This is a genomic window from Bacteroidota bacterium (genome assembly GCA_018692315.1).
Taxonomy (GTDB): domain Bacteria; phylum Bacteroidota; class Bacteroidia; order Bacteroidales; family JABHKC01; genus JABHKC01.
The window spans coordinates 27,245-44,878 of the sequence record JABHKC010000004.1 but is presented as its reverse complement, the minus strand read 5'-3'; the positions used below and the strand labels follow the sequence as shown (position 1 = coordinate 44,878).

Below are 17,634 nucleotides of genomic sequence, written 5' to 3'. Positions count from 1 at the left end.
AGACCTGACAGGTTTTGAAAACATGTCAGGTCTATACGACACAGCGAAAAACAACTCGAAAATAATTTACCCAAATTGCAGTAAGCTTTTCAAAATTGGCAAAAACAAATTCATTTGAGTTTGACTTTACACAAAATTTGTTTTATTTTTGAAAAACGAAATAACTTTTGAAAAACGTCTTATTAGAAACTAAAAAATCGTTTATTAAATTAATATGATTATGAAGAAATATTTAATCCTTCTATATCTAATTTTTTCCTTCCTTTTTGGATTTACACAGATTATTAGTTATGACTGGCTTAGAACAATGGGGAATGAAAATGATGATCATCCTAAATGTATTTACTCAAATAGCAATGGCGGCATCAAATTAGTGATTGAATCGCCTGCTGCAGGAAATTCAGATACCATATTTCTAATTGATACTTTTTTTATTGGAAGTAATAATTGTCTGTTTAATTTTAATGAATATGGAAACATTAATTCAATCATTAAGGTACCAGATATACTTACTTCCTCCATATCAGGATTCCAAGAAAGCAGTAGTTTCATGTACTCAATCATGTCAAGATCTACTTGGGGCTCATACAATTATGGTAGCTCAACAACACCCATTACTCAGACCAGAGATGTTTTTGTTACAAAACAAGATACATTAGGAAATCCAATTTCATTAAAAGTAATATTAGGCTCTGGGGATGACTATGCTTCAAATATTGTTATAGATAATAATGGAAATGTTATTATTACCGGCTATTACGACAGCCCAACATTAAGCTTCGCAGGTACAACAATTGGAAATTCGGGCAGCGAAGATGCTTTTATAGCAAAATACGATTCGCTTGGCAATGAGCTTTGGATAAAAAGAATCTTCTCGTCTGCTAATAATGAGCCAACTGACCTTGTAGTTGATGCTTTTGGAGACATATATTATATTCAAAGATACAATGTTACACCTTTAAATGTTGGCGGTAGCACTTTGCCTGCAAATAATAGTTATGTTACTTATCTTTTAAAATTTGATACTAATGGAAATCTTCTATGGAATGTTCCATTTGGGGGCGATTTGGCAAGCAATTTATATGATTTAGAAGTTGATAGTTCGAACTATATCTTGCTTTGCGGTAGATCTAAATGTACTACATTTTTTATAAATAATGATACGATTTGGTCATCTGCCTCCGGTACTGGTTTTTATAATGACAATTCATTTTTAGTTAAACTTAGTCCAAATGGGAATCTGTTATGGACAAAATATACTAATAACGCAGGGCACCTTGATGGAAATAGAGAGCCTGCCATTGCATGCGATAAAGACGATAATGCCTATTTAACTTTTCATATTTACAATAATGACACATTATATTTTGACTCTGACACAATTAATACGGCAATTGATAATCCACTTGAAGCACCATATTTTTGTAAATTTAGCACAACAGGAGAAAAACAATGGATAATGCCTCTCGAGACATCACATGGTGTAAAACCAAACAAAATTGTAGTTGATGATGAATACAACATATTTATAGCGGGCAGGTTTTTTGGAAATCCAGACGTTCAATTTGACAGTCTTAGTTCTCCTAGCTTTTTCCCTGGCAGTTTAGATGTTTTTTTATTAAAAGCAACTCAATACATCCCCGACCATACCAAACATTTTATAAATCTAAATCAGGGCTGGTCAATTATTTCGAGCTATGTAGATCCTTACGTCCCCGATTGCGATACGGTTTTTGTCGATGTAGCCTCTGATATGGTACTTATGAAAAACGATGTCGGGCAGACTTTTTGGCCAGTGTATAATGTAAATACCATAGGCGATTTTCTGCTTGGCGAAGGTTATATCATAAAAATGAACACCTTTAATATTCTTGAAATATCTGGAATTGCGGCTTTCCCACAGTGGTCACCATTAGCCCTAAATCAAGATTGGAGCATAATTGGCTATCTTCGCCAAAATAGTGGAGCTATCGGAAGTATGCTTGCAGGAATTACATCTAATTTATATGTAGTGAAAAATGGTTCCGGTTTGGTTTATTGGCCAATGTACGGTATCAACAACATAGGAAACATGAACCCCGGCGAAGGCTACCAAATAAAAATGCTGGCGGCTGATACTTTGCTTTATCCGGCGAATTAGATTTTAGCAGCATCTTTCCAAAAGTTCAAAAACTTTTGGAAAGATGAATATTAGTCCAAAACTTATTTGAGGGACCTTCTAAAAAGTTCTTATTCTAACATTAACTCAATTAATTTTTGTGCAGTTATTTCTGCTTTTCTTTCAATGAAATGTCTTGGAGTTTCGTCGCCCGATTCGTAAACTAATGATTCTGCACCAAACTCGTAAAAGAAATATGTGAGCGAACTAATTTTGTTTACATCATCTTCAGTAGGGAGGATATTTGCTTCGTAGTCTTGGATTTCTTTACTTGTCGAATCAATCATTTTTGGAACAAGCCCTGGCATGTTGCCCATCAAATTCGGGTTGATAGTATAATATATATCTTCCCAAGTTGAGTGAAAATCGATTCCAAAATAAAATTTTCCGCCACTTGTTTGAATTTTATTTTGCATGAAATCTCTAATTAGCTGTGTTTCGATTTGATTAAAATGCTCCCAATCTCGGTTCAAATCAATCCCGCCTGAATTGTGCCGCCAATGTCCATTATCAACTCCATCAGGATTTACAAGCGGTACTACGTAAGTATTGTATTGTTTTCTGAATTTTATGGCAATATCATTTTCTTCGCAAATAGTTTCTACAAAAGATTTCATTGCCAAATAGCCCGAAACTTCGGGAGGATGCTGCCTTGCCAGAACGATTATCATTTTTTTATCGTCGCTATTGCCAATTTTTAGCATATTTATTGGTCTGCCTTCGGTACTATTGCTAATTTCAGTAAAGGACACAAATGGTTTTGCTGCCATTTTTTCGGTCCAATTTAAAACGTGTTTCGATGTAATTAATTCTTGCGCCGAAATCCATAATGTATCAGTCCCAATCGAAAGTTTGATAGTAATATTGTCCGCCAATTCTCTCTCATTATTTTCAGGTTTTACAAATCCTTTCGAGAAATTTGCAGAATCAAGATTGTTCCATACTATGCCATCGTGGCTAAGTTTCGGATAATATCGATGTTTAACACCATGCAGATAGCTAAGTCTTAATTGTATAGTTTGTTCTGAATTGCTCCAAATTTTGAACGAATACCAAGGGCTGCTATTTATTGGTGTATTTTCCGGATTTATTAATGCAACAATTGTATCATTCGATAGGACAATTCCATTAAGTCTGGCTCCTGCAAATTCGTTTGAGGCATAAATCCCATTTCCAATATCAAAAGTTGTTTTCAATTGTTGCTGAATGGGCTGATTATGAGTACTTACTTTTTTTAGAGGCGATTGTCCTCCCCATCTGGAATCTTTGCAAGAAAAGAGTAAACAAGTTAAAATTATCGAAAATAAAAAGATATTCTGTTTCCTGAAATTCATATTTGCTGAATATTTACTATTTGACGATTTTAATAAAACTATTTAGTGTCTCTAAAAAAACTATCTATTTTCAAGTGCTTATTAAGAAAGCGTCAAAGACAAGGCAGTATTTGACGTTTTCTTATTACCACTATTTATTTACGATACCAATTTTCGATTCAATAGAAGCAATTTTTCCTTCTAAACGATTCGATTTATTTTTCTGAATATCTAATTTTATTGATGAATATACTCGATTTGAATCTTCTGCGAGAATTTCATGCGATTTTTTTACAATTCCAAGAGCTTCATCCATAGTTTCGGTTTCGATGATGGTGCCCATAGCTGTAAGTTTGTATGGAAAATCACTATTCCTGATCATATCTATCAATTTGCTTACATATTTGCTCACACTGTCTCCCTTATCTGTTGGGAACATCGAAAATTCTAATAATACTGACATGTTTTAATTGTTTAGTTGTTTAATTGTTTAATTGAATAATTGTTTAATTGAATAATTATTACGATAACAATTTTTGGTAAAGAGAAAAAATATTTGAAGCTACTATGTCTTCATTAAATTTTTGAACAAATTCAAAACCTGAAGCAGCTATCGTTTTTTGCAAATTGGTATCGTACAAAATTCTATTGATTGCTTCAGTCATTTCCGAAACATTGTATGGAGAAATATACAAGGAATTTTGTCCTCCGGTTTCGTTGAAACATCCTCCTTTTGTAGTAATGACCGGAGTTTTTGAATATAATGCTTCTATTATAGGAATTCCAAAACCTTCGAAAACCGATGGATAGATAAAAATTTCAGCCATTTGATAAATCGCAGGAAAGTCAACAAAATCAACATTTTTCAAAATGTTAATATTTTTCATATTATTTTCTGAAATATATGATAATACTTTTTTTAAATATTCTGTAGATTTTCCTATAACAATCAAAGGAATATCAATTTTTCCCAAGTGCAATGCCTTTACAATTGTCAATAGATTTTTTCTCTCTTCGATAGTCCCGACATACAACAAATAATTCTCCGGCAAATTATACTTGCGCCTTATCTCAGATTTTTCAACTTCCATTTTTTCAATTGCAAAAGACGAATCGCAAGTTTGATAAACGACTTCAATTTTTGACTTATCAATTTCTAAGAAATTTTCGATGTCGTTTTTCGTTTGCTTGCTGATTGCTAAAACTTTATCTGCTTCAAGGCAAGCATGTCGGAATTTTTTGAGATATATTTTTCTGTCGATTTTGGAATAAAATTCGGGGTATCGTAAAAAAATCAAATCGTGAATAGTAACAATTGATTTGGTTTTAGTTTTTGCAATATTTTTTGGCAATTCATTGCTTAATCCGTGATAAATTTCTATTTCGTCTTTTTCAATTTGTTTCGACAGATTAAAAGTTCGCCAAAAAGAAGGTGATATTTTATTTAGGTATTTTGGAGAAACAATTTTTGTACTATTATTTAAATTGAAACTCACAGCGGTTTTTAATGATGGTGTATAAAGAAAATATTCGATTTCGGGAAAATACTTCTGAAGCAAACTTATCGTGCTTCTGCTATAATTTCCCAATCCGCTTTTATTGAAAAAAGCTCTTTTTGCATCGAATCCAATTTTCATATCTTACAAAATGTGTCAGAAAAAAATATACAGCAATATTTAAACAGCAACATTAAAATTTCTAAGAGCTTCATTAAGCGAAGTTTTCATATTTGTCGATTGTTTTCTGCTACCAATGATTAGTGCACATGGAACATTATATTCGCCGGCAGGAAAAGATTTTTTGTAAGATCCGGGTATCACAACCGATCGCGCCGGTATTCTACCTGAAAATTCTTTAGGAGTTTCTCCGCTTACATCAATAATTTTTGTCGATTTTGTGAGCACAACATTTGCTCCCAGAACTGCTTCTTTTTCAACAATAACACCTTCGACTACGATTGACCGCGAGCCAATGAAGCAATTATCTTCAATAATGACAGGTGTAGCTTGCATTGGTTCTAAAACTCCTCCAATTCCAACACCGCCACTCAAATGTACATTTTTCCCAATTTGAGCACATGTTCCAACTGTTGCCCAAGTATCAACCATTGTTCCCGAATCGACATATGCACCGATATTTACGTAAGAAGGAAGCAATACAACGCCGCTTGAAATATAGGCTCCATATCTTGCAATGGCATGAGGTACAACTCTTATCCCGAGCTCTTTATAATTCTTTTTTAAAGCAATTTTATCGTGAAACTCGAATGGCCCGACTTCTGTAACTTCCATTTTTTGAACTACAAAATATAGAACTACAGCTTTTTTTATCCATTCATTGACTTTCCACTCATTGTTAATTTTTTCAGCAATTCTTAATTTACCTTTATCAAGCATTTCAAGAGTTTCAATAATTGCTTGATTTGCCGATTCTTCTTTAACCAATGACCTGTCCTGCCAAATTTTATTTATTGTATCTTCTAATCTATTTTTCATTTTCAAAAAAAATTTATTTCCTGCAAAAGTAGTGAGTAAATTGCTAATGACAAATTGCAGTTTTTATCCTATTAGTTTCATGTTTTTAATAATTTCCCATTTCGATTGTAAGGAAACTGCCTCTATCTCAAAAGTTTTGGTATCGAAAATTAAGAAACCATTATGATGTTTACCTCTGGCAATGCATGGAGAAACTATGGTTTGAAGCTGATTTTTCACTTTAAATTTACCAAAGGTTTTCAGGCTGTATTTTTTTCTGCTTGCAAGCAAACATCCATCCATGTGAGCATGACCAATAAAACCATATTTGCAATTATTTTTCTTGCTTAGTTCAATATGTTCTTCAAAATCTGAGGATTTAGTAATATAAGATTTAGTGGAACCGGTAATATCTGGCGATAAATAATGTGTAAAAAATATTTTTAGTCCACCATAATTTGATATTTCAGATTCTTTAAGGCTCAATAAATACTGCTTTGAACTTTGGTTTAACATTGCCGAAAGTTCGTTTTCTTCGTATAGCCATAATTGAAAATCCGATATTTCATGTCTTTTATCATAATCAAGTTCAAACCAATTTTCGGGAAAGTTAAAGTCTCCTGCTTTTTTTGGCGTTTTTCTAATTGCATACAAATCGTGATTACCAATCACAGAAATCTGGCAATTTGCTTTTACAATTGCAATACATTCATTGGCATTTCGTGTGTTCTGATATTCATAGAAAGGGACACTAAAGCCAACAATATCGCCAAGACAAATTATTTCATCTACCTGCCTGCTGTTCAATATCTCCATTGCTTTTAGCAAGCTGATATAATCTTCGTGTATGTCAGAAATAATTCCCAGTTTCATAAAAATATTTTTTGTAAAAATATAACATTCCGAAAAATCATTTATTATGATTTTGAATTTTCTTAATATATAATATAGTATTTTCAACTCTACAGAATGAAAAATATATCTAAAAATATTTTAAATAATATAGCGAAAGTTTTATTGCTAAATGAAAATACCTAAATTAGCACTTTCAATTTTTTAGTAAAAAATGAATTATGAAAAGAATTATTCCTCTGCTTATTGCAATTTTATGTTTTGCTTTGTTCGGATATTCTCAAGAATCTTACGATTTAACTATAACAAATCTTGATAAATTGAAGAATGAAATAAAACAATTAGAATTAGATTCAAACTCGGTTGAGTACCAAAGAATTCAACTATTGTTTGCTATAAACGATTCGATTTTGAAAGAGCTAATTCAATCAAACAGAATCGTCGAGTATCTTAGAAAAAAAGAAATAGAGCTAAACAATAGCAATACAGATCTTAGTAAACAAAAAATTGAATTGACAGAAAACCATGAAGATTTTAAAGCCGACAAAAAATCAAAAGAGTTAAATTTTTATATAATATTTGCCATTTTAGGAGTGTTTACATTAATATTCCTTTGGTTATCTATTACGAATTATAAACGAGCAATCAAAACTTCAAAACAAGTAATCACTGACAAAGAAAATTTGGAGGAGTATAAAAATACAACCGGGCTAATGCTGTCGAGAACTAAAGCAGAGTTAAGTAAAGAAAAATCTGAAAATGTTAGTACGAAAGAAGCTTATACAAACATTAACAAAAAATTTAATATCTTACAAAAAGAGCTTTACGAGAGAAAAGAACAATTGCTGGAATTGAACAAGAATACTGCTTTGAACCAACAATTTGTCGAAGATACAAAATCTGATATTGAGTATAATAATACGGTATTTGAAAATACAAAAAACGAACTTTCCGAAAAAATTGAAGAACTACAAAATCAAAATATTGAATTGGAATCGAATAGTCAAAATAGCGAAAACGAGCTTTCTAAGTATAAAAGTGAAAACGATTATTTGAAATCGAAAATTGAAGTGTTTAAAGAAAATCTTGCAAAAACCCAAAGAGAAATAGATTCGCTAAGCGATAGAGTGAATGAAAAAATGCTTCCCGAATCAAGATTAAAGAAAGATGAAATAGAAATAAATTTGATTAAGCTCGAAAAAATTGAACGATTGAAAGATATTGGAACACTTAACGATGAAGAATATTTAGCTCTAAAAAATAAAGTTTTGGAACTATTGTAACTTCAATTTCCATTCACCTCCAATAAATTCTAAATTTTCAGGAGCGAAATCGAAATTTTTTCCATCAGAAAAAATTATTCTATCTGCATGTTTTTCAAGCCTTTTGGCGCTTGGTTTAATTTCTGATGAATGCAAATGTTTTATCATTAAAAATATTCCCGGTTTAAAATATTGTCTTAAACTATTTGATTCTGAAACAATAATTGAATTACTCCCAATTTTTTTAAGTAATTCTAAAAAAGCAGCTTCAATAAAATCATTCTTTGTTCTAATTCTAAAAACTTGCCTTGCTCCATTCTTTAGCATTTTTGAGCTGTCCTCGCTACTGTTTTTGTCTGTTTCCTCAATAATGTTATAATCAGAACCATCAGGAAAATTATCTTTCCCATGAAAAAAACTGTCATTTTTATAAACTGTTTTGATTTTGAGTGCGATGATGTTTAATTTTTTTTCGCTGAAATGTCTTATGAGATTACAACTAAAAGTCGTTTTTCCGACATTCCTACTTGCACCACCTATCAATAATAGATTTGGGAAATACATCTTTATTATTTGTTAAAGAATTTAATAGAGATATTTTTTTTCATTTTTATTGCAAAAAAAACACCTTTCATTTTTCAATAAAATAGACACAAAAATAGTTTCATTTTTTTAATGCCGCTCAAATTATAATTTTGCAGGCTGAATTTTTTAGAAATCGAAGTAAATGAATAGATTTTTCAAATTTAAAATAGTGATTTTGACAGCTATAGTTTTTGTAGCATATAGCTTCAAAGCAGAAAATACCGGAATCATTCTTAAACATAAAGAAATTGCACCACCTTTTTTGTCTGACCACTCAGCATGGGTCGATTCAGTTTTTAACTCACTTCGTCCCGACGAAAAAATTGCCCAACTCTTTATGGTTGCAGCATATTCCAACAAAGATGAGGAGCACAAAAAAGAAATTGCAAGGATGATAAAAAAGTATAAAATCGGAGGATTGATATTTTTTCAGGGCGGTCCGCTTAGGCAGGCAGATTTGACAAATTATTATCAGTCTATTTCTGAAATTCCACTTATGATTGCAATGGATGCTGAATGGGGGCTCGGAATGAGGCTCGACAGCACTGTGTCTTTTCCACGACAAATGATGCTTGGGGCAATAGAAGACAACAAATTGATTTACGAAATGGGTGTAGAAATTGCAAAACAATTAAAACGTCTTGGTGTTCATATCAATTTTGCTCCTGTTGTCGATATTAATAATAACTCTAAAAATCCTGTTATAAATAGCCGCTCGTTTGGCGAAAACAAAGAAAATGTTTCTCGAAAAAGTTTTGCATATATGGCAGGTTTACAGGATAATAGGATTCTTGCAACTGCAAAACATTTTCCCGGACATGGCGACACCGATTCCGATTCACACGAAATGCTTCCAACAATAAATCATTCAAAAGAACGACTTAGTGATATCGAGCTATATCCTTTCAGACAGTTGATAAAAGCCGGACTGGGTGGAGTAATGGTGGCACATTTGAACATTCCGGCGCTCGATACAACAAAAAATCTTCCTTCGACTCTTTCTGTAAAAATTGTAGAAAATTTGCTGAAATCGAAAATGAAATTTGATGGTCTTATTTTTACCGATGCCCTGAATATGAAAGGTATCACAAATTATTCTGAACCTGGGGAGATTGAAGTTCAGGCACTTATTGCCGGAAATGATATTTTGCTTTATCCTGAAAATATTCCGAAAGCCATTCGAAAAATAAAAAGAGCTATAAAAAGTGGTTTGATTTCTATGGACGAAATCGATAGGCGATGTAAAAAAGTTTTGGCTGCCAAACGCTGGTTTGAGCTTGATAAATATAAACCAATCGAAACGAAGAATTTATTTGAAGATTTAAACTCAACTTCTTCAAGCTTGATTAATAGGCATTTAACCGAAGCTTCGATAAGTCTTGTAAAAAACGAAAGTAGTTTATTACCTTTAGAATCTCTTGATACTTTGAAAATTGCCTCACTTTCTATTGGTTCTGGAAAACCTTCACATTTTCAGGAGACTTTAAGTTTGTATGCCGAAACAAAAGATTTTTATATAAACAAAAATGCTCCTGTAGGAGAATTTAATAAACTGATAAATGAATTATCTTCCTACAATTTGATAGTAGTTGGTGTTTTAAGTTCGGATCGCCGACCTGCAAAAAAATTTGGGATTTCTCAAAATAGTATCGATTTTATTGAAAAACTGTCGGTAGAAAAATGTGTTGTTTTAGATTTGTTTGCAAATCCTTATGCTTTAGATTTATTATCAAATCACAGGAATTTGAAATCAATAATTGTTTCTTACAATAATTCAAAATTGAGCCAGGATTTTTCTGCTCAATTAATATTTGGTGGGATTCCGGCTATTGGAAGATTGCCTGTTTCTGCGAATTCGGAGTTTACTGAAGGTGTTGGGATTATGAATTATGACAAAATCAGGAACCGATACTCGATCCCGGAAGAAGAAAATCTGGATTCCAGGAAACTATCGCAAATTGACTCTGTAGTTTTCGAGGCTATCGAAAATAAAGCTATGCCGGGATGTCAGATTTTAGTAAGTCGTAATGGGACAGTAGTTTATAATAAATCGTTTGGGCATTTTACCTATGAAAAGAACCATTTAGTCGAAAATTCCGATATATATGATTTAGCGTCAATTACAAAAATTGCTGCAACTCTGCCAAGTTTGATGAAGCTTTACGAGCAAGCGAAATTTGATATTAATGCAAAAATTTCTGAATATTTGCCATTCCTTGATACAACTAATAAAAAGGATATGTCTATTGTTGATATACTTACACATCATGCCCAATTAACTCCCTGGATTCCTTTTTATGAGGAAACTATTGATAATAGTACTCTGAATTCACAGATTTATTCAAACAAAAAGACGAAAAAATACTCTATTCAGGTTGCTGAAAATTTGTATATTACTGAAAATTATAAGGATTCAATTTTTCTAAAGATAGCAGAATCTGAGCTTTGGAAAAAAGAAGAATACAAATATAGCGACCTTGGATTTTATCTTTTTTACAAGATAATTGAAAACATAACAGAACAAAAATTGAACGAATTTGTTGATTTAGAGTTTTATAAAACTTTAGGAACAAGAACTTTAACCTATAATCCACTTAAAAAATTTAATGAAAGTAGAATCGCTCCTACCGAAAATGATAAAGAATTTCGCAAACAAATTGTAAGAGGATTTGTTCATGATCCGGGAGCTGCAATGTTGGGAGGAATTTGTGGACATGCCGGGCTTTTCTCAAATGCTAACGATATTGCAAAGCTTATGCAAATGTATTTGAGTGATGGTACTTATGGTGGAAAAATGTATTTTGAAAAAGAGACAATAGAACTTTTTACAAAATGTATGTTTTGTGATGAAGGCAACAGACGTGGCTTAGGCTTCGATAAACCCGAAATGGATTATTCTAAGGATGGACCTACTTTTCAGGGAATATCTGGCACAAGTTTCGGACATTCCGGATTTACCGGAACAATTGCATGGGCAGATCCGGAAAAGCAGATCGTTTATGTTTTTCTTTCAAACAGAGTTTATCCCGATGCTAATAATTCTAAGCTAATTAAAACTAATGTTCGAACCCGAATTCAGGAAATTATATATGATGCAATCTACTAAAATGAATTTGTAGAATCATTATTGTAAGTTATTAAAACTCAAAAATATAAAAGGTAATTTGAAATCAAATGAACATTAATTATTCAGAACCATTATTTCGTCCACCCAGCGAGGCTTATTCATTGATTTTGCAGCTTACGCTTGGTTGTTCGTGGAACAGATGCTCTTTTTGCGAGATGTATTCTTCAAAAAAGTTTCAAGTTAGACAAGCTGAAGATGTACTTCAAGAAATTGAAAATATATCTAAGTATTCCCCAAATTATCGAAAAATATTTCTTGCCGATGGAAATGCTATGGTTCTGTCAGCAAAAAAATTAATGACGATTTTAGATTCTTTAAATAACAATTTCTCAAAAATAGCAAGAGTTTCAGCCTATGCTCTCCCAAAAGATATTAACTCGAAATCGCTGGATGAACTCATTGAATTGAAAAATGCCGGATTAAAATTGCTCTATGTAGGAATAGAAACCGGTGATGATAATTTGCTGAAAATCATAAATAAAGGCGAAACTTATAATTCTACAATTGATGGACTTATAAAAGCCCGAAAAGCCGGAATAAAACTTTCTGTTATGATTTTGAATGGTTTAGGCGGAAAAAAGCACTCAGAAAATCACGCTATAAATTCTGCAAAAATTGTAAATCAGATCGAACCCGAATTTCTTTCAACTTTAGTTTTAAGCTACCCGTTTGGAGTTGAGCATTATATCAAAAAATTTCAGGATAAATTTGTTCAGCTTTCTAAATTTGAATTGATTGAAGAAATGCAAATATTTATAGAAAATCTAAATCTGAAAAATACTGTTTTTCGCAGCGACCATGCCTCAAACTATCTGATTTTAAAAGGTATATTAAACAGAGACAAAGCCAAATTACTTTCAGATATAAACAAAGTGCTGATAAATCCGGAAAATTCAGATTTGCGTGAGGAATGGATGCGGGGCTTGTAAACATTTTACTTCACTGACTATTATTATTATTTTCAAAACCGCAAAATCCTCTCAGCTTTTCCCTTTTTCAAATAAGAATTAATAATAAGTTTAATATCGCGATTGTCTTCATATGGTTTTATGCAATCGCTCAGGTACTCAATATTTTGGCTAAAAAGGTTTATGTCGGTGTATCCAAAACCAATATATTTTCCCTTTTCTATTTTGACTAAGGCTTTTTCTTCAGCATGCCTGCCTTTGTCGATTATGAAAAAACTATGGTGATCGTAATCGAAGGATTTTATAAAAGCCTCTGCTCTAACATTATAGCTTGCAGGCTGCTCCTTGCCTATGCAAGCTCCCAAGCATTTATTTATGCCGTATTGAAAACACGATTCTTTGCTTTGATATAAACCCGACAATTTCTGACAAAGAATATGTTTTTCAACTGCTTCCGAAAGGAATTTAGTGGCTTTCACCTGAGACGAGAAACTTGTGATTGGCACGTCATCGCTTTTGTTTTTGTCAATTTTGAGTTGTATATAGTCGTTTCCATCTACAAAATTATAAATCCCATAATTGTGAAAAGTTCGGCGCTGAGCTCTGTTATACAAAGGTTTATGCTTTTTAATTTCGGAAGACTCTTTTAAAAGAGCAATCAATTCGTTTCCTGTAACTTCACAATCAATGGAAGAAGTATTTTCTTTCATCTCAATGGCTCGCCTCGAACTATTGTTCTGGAAATGGCTCAACACGCGTTTGTAAATATCTTTGCTTTTGCCAACATAAATAATCTCGTTTTTATAATTGTAGAAATAGTAAATTCCTGTTTCGTTAGGTAAATTTTTTATTAGCTCTTTTTCTGAACTTAGAATTTTCTTTTTTACAGAATCATTTATCTGGACAGGAATTGAGTTATTTGCATTTTTATCTGCCGATAATAAAATCTCAAACAAGCTTACAGTAGCTAATGCATCGCCTGCTGCTCTATGCCTGGCATTATTAGATATTCTTAATGACTTACACAAATTTCCAAGACTGTAGGATGGTTTTCCGGGAAGCAATTTTCTGCTAAGTTTCACTGTGCACAACTGGTCTCTGTGATAATCGAAACCAAGTTCTTTAAATTCTTTCTTTACAAAATTATAATCGAAACTAACATTATGAGCAACAAATATGCAGTTTTCTGTAAGCTCAAAAACAGTTTTTGCAATTTCGAAAAACTTTGGTGCATCTGCAACCATTTCGTTAGTTATACCAGTAATTTTTGTAATATATTGAGGGATATACCTTTCGGGATTCAAAAGACTAGAAAATTCGTTAATTACTTTTTCACCATCGTGAACATAAATGGCAATTTCTGTTATCTTTTCTTGCCTAAAACTCCCGCCTGTTGTTTCTATATCAATAATTGCATACATCGGCTGCAAAAATATGATTTTCATTTATAGAAAAAATTTATAGATCTTATAAAACTCAGAATTATTTTGAGAAAATAACTACCTTATATATTAGTAGATTTTTCAGTTTTTTATATAATTTTGGCACTATAAATTTATTGAATGAAAGTTATAGAACTTAATAAGAAGATTTTCGTAATCAATAATCCATATTGGTTTTGTAATTTATATCCATCAAAAACTAACAGAATGAAATTAGTAAGATTCTTACTCGTAGTTTTATTATTTGTATTTAAAATTTCCGTGGCACAGGTAAATACCGCCAATTCATTGGTAAAGTGGTATAGTTATCCTTCAATCTCGCCTGATGGAAAAACAATAGTTTTTTCTAACAATGGCGATTTGTTTAAAGTTTCGGTTGAGGGTGGTCAGGCACAGCAACTTACCTCAAATGTTGCATATGACTATAAACCGATTTGGTCGAACGACAATGAAAAAATTGTGTTTGCGTCAAACCGGCATGGCAATTTCGATGTATTTGTAATTTCAAAAAATGGAGGAGTTCCTAATAGACTTACATATTATTCTGGTGATGATTTTCCTTGCGATTTTAATAATGATAATTCGGGCATAATTTTTAGCTCAAATCGTATAGATAATTCAAGCTCTTTATTGCATCATCGACTACCGGAATTGTATGAAGTTGAAATAGATGGAGGAAATCCAAGAAAAATATTTGACATCCCGGCCATTGATGCTAAATTTACAAGAAATGGCGAATTATTATTCGACGAACTAAAAGGCTTTGAAGACAAATTCAGAAAGCATCACACAACATCCATTACTCGCGATATTTGGATTCGAAAAAATGATGGAACTTTTAAAAAATTGACAAATTTTGTTGGCGAAGATAGAAATGCAATTCAAATTGGAGATGATAATTTTTATTTTTTATCAGAACAGTCAGGGAGTTTTAATGTATTCAAATCGTCCCTTTCAAAACCAAACGAAAGCAAACAAATCACTAAATTTTCGACTTATCCTATCAGAAATATGAGTGTTTCAGACAATGGAACAATGTGTTTTAGTTATAATGGCGATGTTTATACACAAATAGAAAATGGAGCTCCTAACAAAATTGATATTAAAATATTTTCAGACAAAAGTTTGCAGGAAAAACTTCTATTTGTAAAGAGTGGAGCCAGCGAAATAATGCCTTCACCCAATGGCAAAGAAATATTTTTCATATATCGTGGAGAAGTATTTGTTACTACGGTTGATGGAACTTTAACAAAGCAAATTACAAAAACGCCTGAAAAGGAGAGAAGCCTTGATGTAAGCCCTGATGGGCGTTCTATAGTTTATGCCGGCGAAAGAAACAATTCATGGAATTTATACACAGCAGCCTTGGTTCTCGAAAACGAAAAATATTTTGTTACTGCCAGCGAACTCTCAGAAGAACCATTACTTGTAACAAATTCGGAGACTTTTCAACCGATATTTTCTCCTGATGGAAAAGAAGTTGCATTTCTCGAAGAACGAACTGTGTTGAAAGTAATTGAAATTAAATCAAAGAAAATCAGAGTAATTCACGATGGTGCAAATAATTTTTCGTATGCCGATGGCGATCAGCATTTTGAGTGGAGTCCTGATGGAAAATGGTTTTTAATTGAATTTTTCCCAACAGGTTTTTGGACACCGGAAATAGGATTGATTAGTTCAACAGGAAAAGAACCAATTCTAAATTTATCGAAAAGCGGGTTTGATGATTTCTCACCAAATTGGACACAAGACGGAGAGATGCTTTTTTGGATGTCGAACAAACAAGGTTTAAAAAGTGTAGCAAATAGTGGTTTTGCCGAAGTAGATATTTTTGGGATGTTCCTAAACAAAAAGTCCTTCGATAAATTTAATCTTAGCAAAGAAGAGTTTGGATTGATTGACGATAAAGACAAGAAAAAGGATGATAGCAAAGATAAAAAGGACGAAAAAGAAAAGAAGAAAAAAGATAAAGAAAAGGAACTTACTCCAGTGAAAATCGACTTTTCAGGTTTAACCGAAAGAAAGAAAAAGCTGACAATTTTCTCGGCAAATATTTCTGATGCTGTCGTTACTAAAAAAGCTGGCAAATTGCTTTATTTTGCTAAAATAGAAAAGGCTTACGACCTGTGGCAAACCGATCTTAGAACCAAAGAAACGAAATTGCTAACAAAATTTAAAGGTGGTCCGGGCAAAATATTTTTAGATAAGGATGAGAAACATCTTCTTGTTTTGAGCAATGGCAAAATCAGCAAAGTTGATTTATCAAACGGCAAGAAAAAACCAGTACAAATTAATGGTGAGATGCTTTTGGATGAAAGTGCCGAACGCCTTTATTTGTTCGATCACATAAGCCGTCAAGTGGAAAAGAAATTTCTTTTTCCAGACATGGAAGGAATTGAATGGGAAAATTATTCGGAAAATTACAGGCAATTTATTCCAAACCTTACAAATAATTACGACTTCAAGGACATTTTATCCGAATTGCTTGGCGAATTGAATGTTTCTCACACAGGTGCCAGATATAGAACCGCAAATTCTAAAGCTGACAAAACTGCTTCGTTTGGCGTTTTTTACAATCAAAATTATGAAGGCCAAGGATTTCAAATTGAACAAATTATGGAAGGGAGCCCTTTGGTGAAGAATAACTCAAAAATTAAAGAAGGTACCATAATTGAAAAAATTGATGGTGTAGAAATTTCTAAGGATATTAATTATTTTACACTTTTGAATAGAAAAGCTGGGAAAACTATGATTCTTTCATTGTTTGATGCAAATGAAAAATCACGTTGGACGGAAAAAATAAAACCCATTTCGCTTGCTCAGGAAGATATGCTTGAATATAAGCGATGGATAAAACGAAACAGAGATATTGTTCATAAATTATCAGATGGAAAAATTGGATATATGCACGTAAAATCAATGTCCGATCAAAGTTTTCGTGAATTTATTGAAGATGTTTTAGGCGAAGAAATCGACAAAAAAGCATTAATAGTTGATACACGATTTAATACTGGCGGTGATTTGGTTGACGATTTAACAACTTTTCTCAGTGGCGAAAAATATATGGAATTTAAATATCCTGGAAAAAATCTTGGATTCGAGTCGAGGAAACGCTGGACTAAACCATCATTAATGCTTGTGGCAGAAGCAAATTATTCCGATGCTCATTGTGTTCCTGTTGCATATAGTGACCTTGGCATTGGCAAAACAGTTGGTATGCCTGTCCCTGGAACTTGTTCTTTTGTTTGGTGGGAACGATTGCAAAACGGGATAGTTTTCGGAATTCCAAACATGGCAGTTACAAATATCGATGGTGAAATCCTTGAGAATAAACAATTTGTCCCCGATTTTGTTGTAAAAAATGAATTTGAAAAAATCACAAAAGGTATCGACCAACAAATTCTAAAAGCAGTTGAAGAACTTTTGAAAGAAATTGAGTAATTCTTGAAAATTGAATAAATATTTTGTGGCAAAAAATATTCACGTACATTAATTTTGGCTGCTTAGAAATTG

At 32.4% G+C, this 17,634-nt stretch carries 12 protein-coding genes; 5 read left to right on the top strand and 7 right to left on the bottom strand.

Annotated elements, in window-relative coordinates; genetic code table 11:
* The first annotated feature begins 220 nt into the window (after positions 1–220).
* Positions 221–2,140 (top strand): hypothetical protein, encoded by a 1,920-nt coding sequence (locus tag HN894_00310; GenBank protein ID MBT7141747.1) that lies wholly within the window; start codon positions 221–223, stop codon positions 2,138–2,140.
* An 89-nt stretch (positions 2,141–2,229) separates the two neighbouring features.
* Here the strand turns inward: HN894_00310 and HN894_00305 are convergent, their stop codons facing one another.
* The 5 genes from HN894_00305 to HN894_00285 all read right to left on the bottom strand — a co-directional run bounded on the left by HN894_00305 (position 2,230) and on the right by HN894_00285 (position 6,818).
* Positions 2,230–3,492 (bottom strand): hypothetical protein, encoded by a 1,263-nt coding sequence (locus tag HN894_00305; protein ID MBT7141746.1) that lies wholly within the window; start codon positions 3,490–3,492, stop codon positions 2,230–2,232.
* Positions 3,493–3,622: 130 nt separating this feature from the next.
* On the bottom strand, positions 3,623–3,934 hold the full coding sequence (locus HN894_00300) for an MTH1187 family thiamine-binding protein (protein ID MBT7141745.1): 312 nt from the start codon (positions 3,932–3,934) through the stop codon (positions 3,623–3,625).
* A gap of 58 nt (positions 3,935–3,992) precedes the next feature.
* Positions 3,993–5,108 carry a glycosyltransferase family 4 protein gene (locus HN894_00295; GenBank protein MBT7141744.1) on the bottom strand — a complete coding sequence of 372 codons (1,116 nt, stop codon included), beginning with the start codon at positions 5,106–5,108 and terminating at the stop codon, positions 3,993–3,995.
* 39 nt (positions 5,109–5,147) lie between these two features.
* Positions 5,148–5,966, bottom strand: coding sequence for a 2,3,4,5-tetrahydropyridine-2,6-dicarboxylate N-succinyltransferase (locus HN894_00290; GenBank protein MBT7141743.1), 819 nt, complete (start codon positions 5,964–5,966; stop codon positions 5,148–5,150).
* Positions 5,967–6,029: 63 nt separating this feature from the next.
* On the bottom strand, positions 6,030–6,818 hold the full coding sequence (locus HN894_00285) for a metallophosphoesterase (protein ID MBT7141742.1): 789 nt from the start codon (positions 6,816–6,818) through the stop codon (positions 6,030–6,032).
* 200 nt (positions 6,819–7,018) lie between these two features.
* On the opposite strand from HN894_00285, the gene HN894_00280 reads away from it, so the two are divergent.
* The gene (locus tag HN894_00280) at positions 7,019–8,080 is read left to right on the top strand and encodes a hypothetical protein (protein ID MBT7141741.1); all 1,062 of its coding nucleotides are present in this window, start codon (positions 7,019–7,021) and stop codon (positions 8,078–8,080) included.
* Here the strand turns inward: HN894_00280 and HN894_00275 are convergent.
* Positions 8,072–8,623: a hypothetical protein gene (locus HN894_00275; GenBank protein ID MBT7141740.1), complete on the bottom strand. Its 552-nt coding sequence runs from the start codon at positions 8,621–8,623 to the stop codon at positions 8,072–8,074. The two genes, HN894_00280 and HN894_00275, sit on opposite strands and share 9 nt — an antisense overlap.
* A 163-nt stretch (positions 8,624–8,786) precedes the next feature.
* Here HN894_00275 and HN894_00270 point away from each other — a divergent pair, with 163 nt between their 5' ends.
* Entirely contained in the window at positions 8,787–11,750 is a 2,964-nt protein-coding gene (locus HN894_00270) for a serine hydrolase (GenBank protein MBT7141739.1), read from the top strand.
* A 68-nt stretch (positions 11,751–11,818) separates the two neighbouring features.
* Complete coding sequence (locus HN894_00265; protein MBT7141738.1) at positions 11,819–12,700, top strand: radical SAM protein; 882 nt, start codon at positions 11,819–11,821, stop codon at positions 12,698–12,700.
* Positions 12,701–12,732: 32 nt separating this feature from the next.
* On the opposite strand, the gene HN894_00260 is transcribed toward HN894_00265, so the two are convergent.
* Positions 12,733–14,100 (bottom strand): GIY-YIG nuclease family protein, encoded by a 1,368-nt coding sequence (locus HN894_00260; GenBank protein MBT7141737.1) that lies wholly within the window; start codon positions 14,098–14,100, stop codon positions 12,733–12,735.
* Positions 14,101–14,328: 228 nt separating this feature from the next.
* Here HN894_00260 and HN894_00255 point away from each other — a divergent pair, with 228 nt between their 5' ends.
* Positions 14,329–17,562: a peptidase S41 gene (locus tag HN894_00255; protein MBT7141736.1), complete on the top strand. Its 3,234-nt coding sequence runs from the start codon at positions 14,329–14,331 to the stop codon at positions 17,560–17,562.
* Positions 17,563–17,634 lie beyond the last annotated feature (72 nt).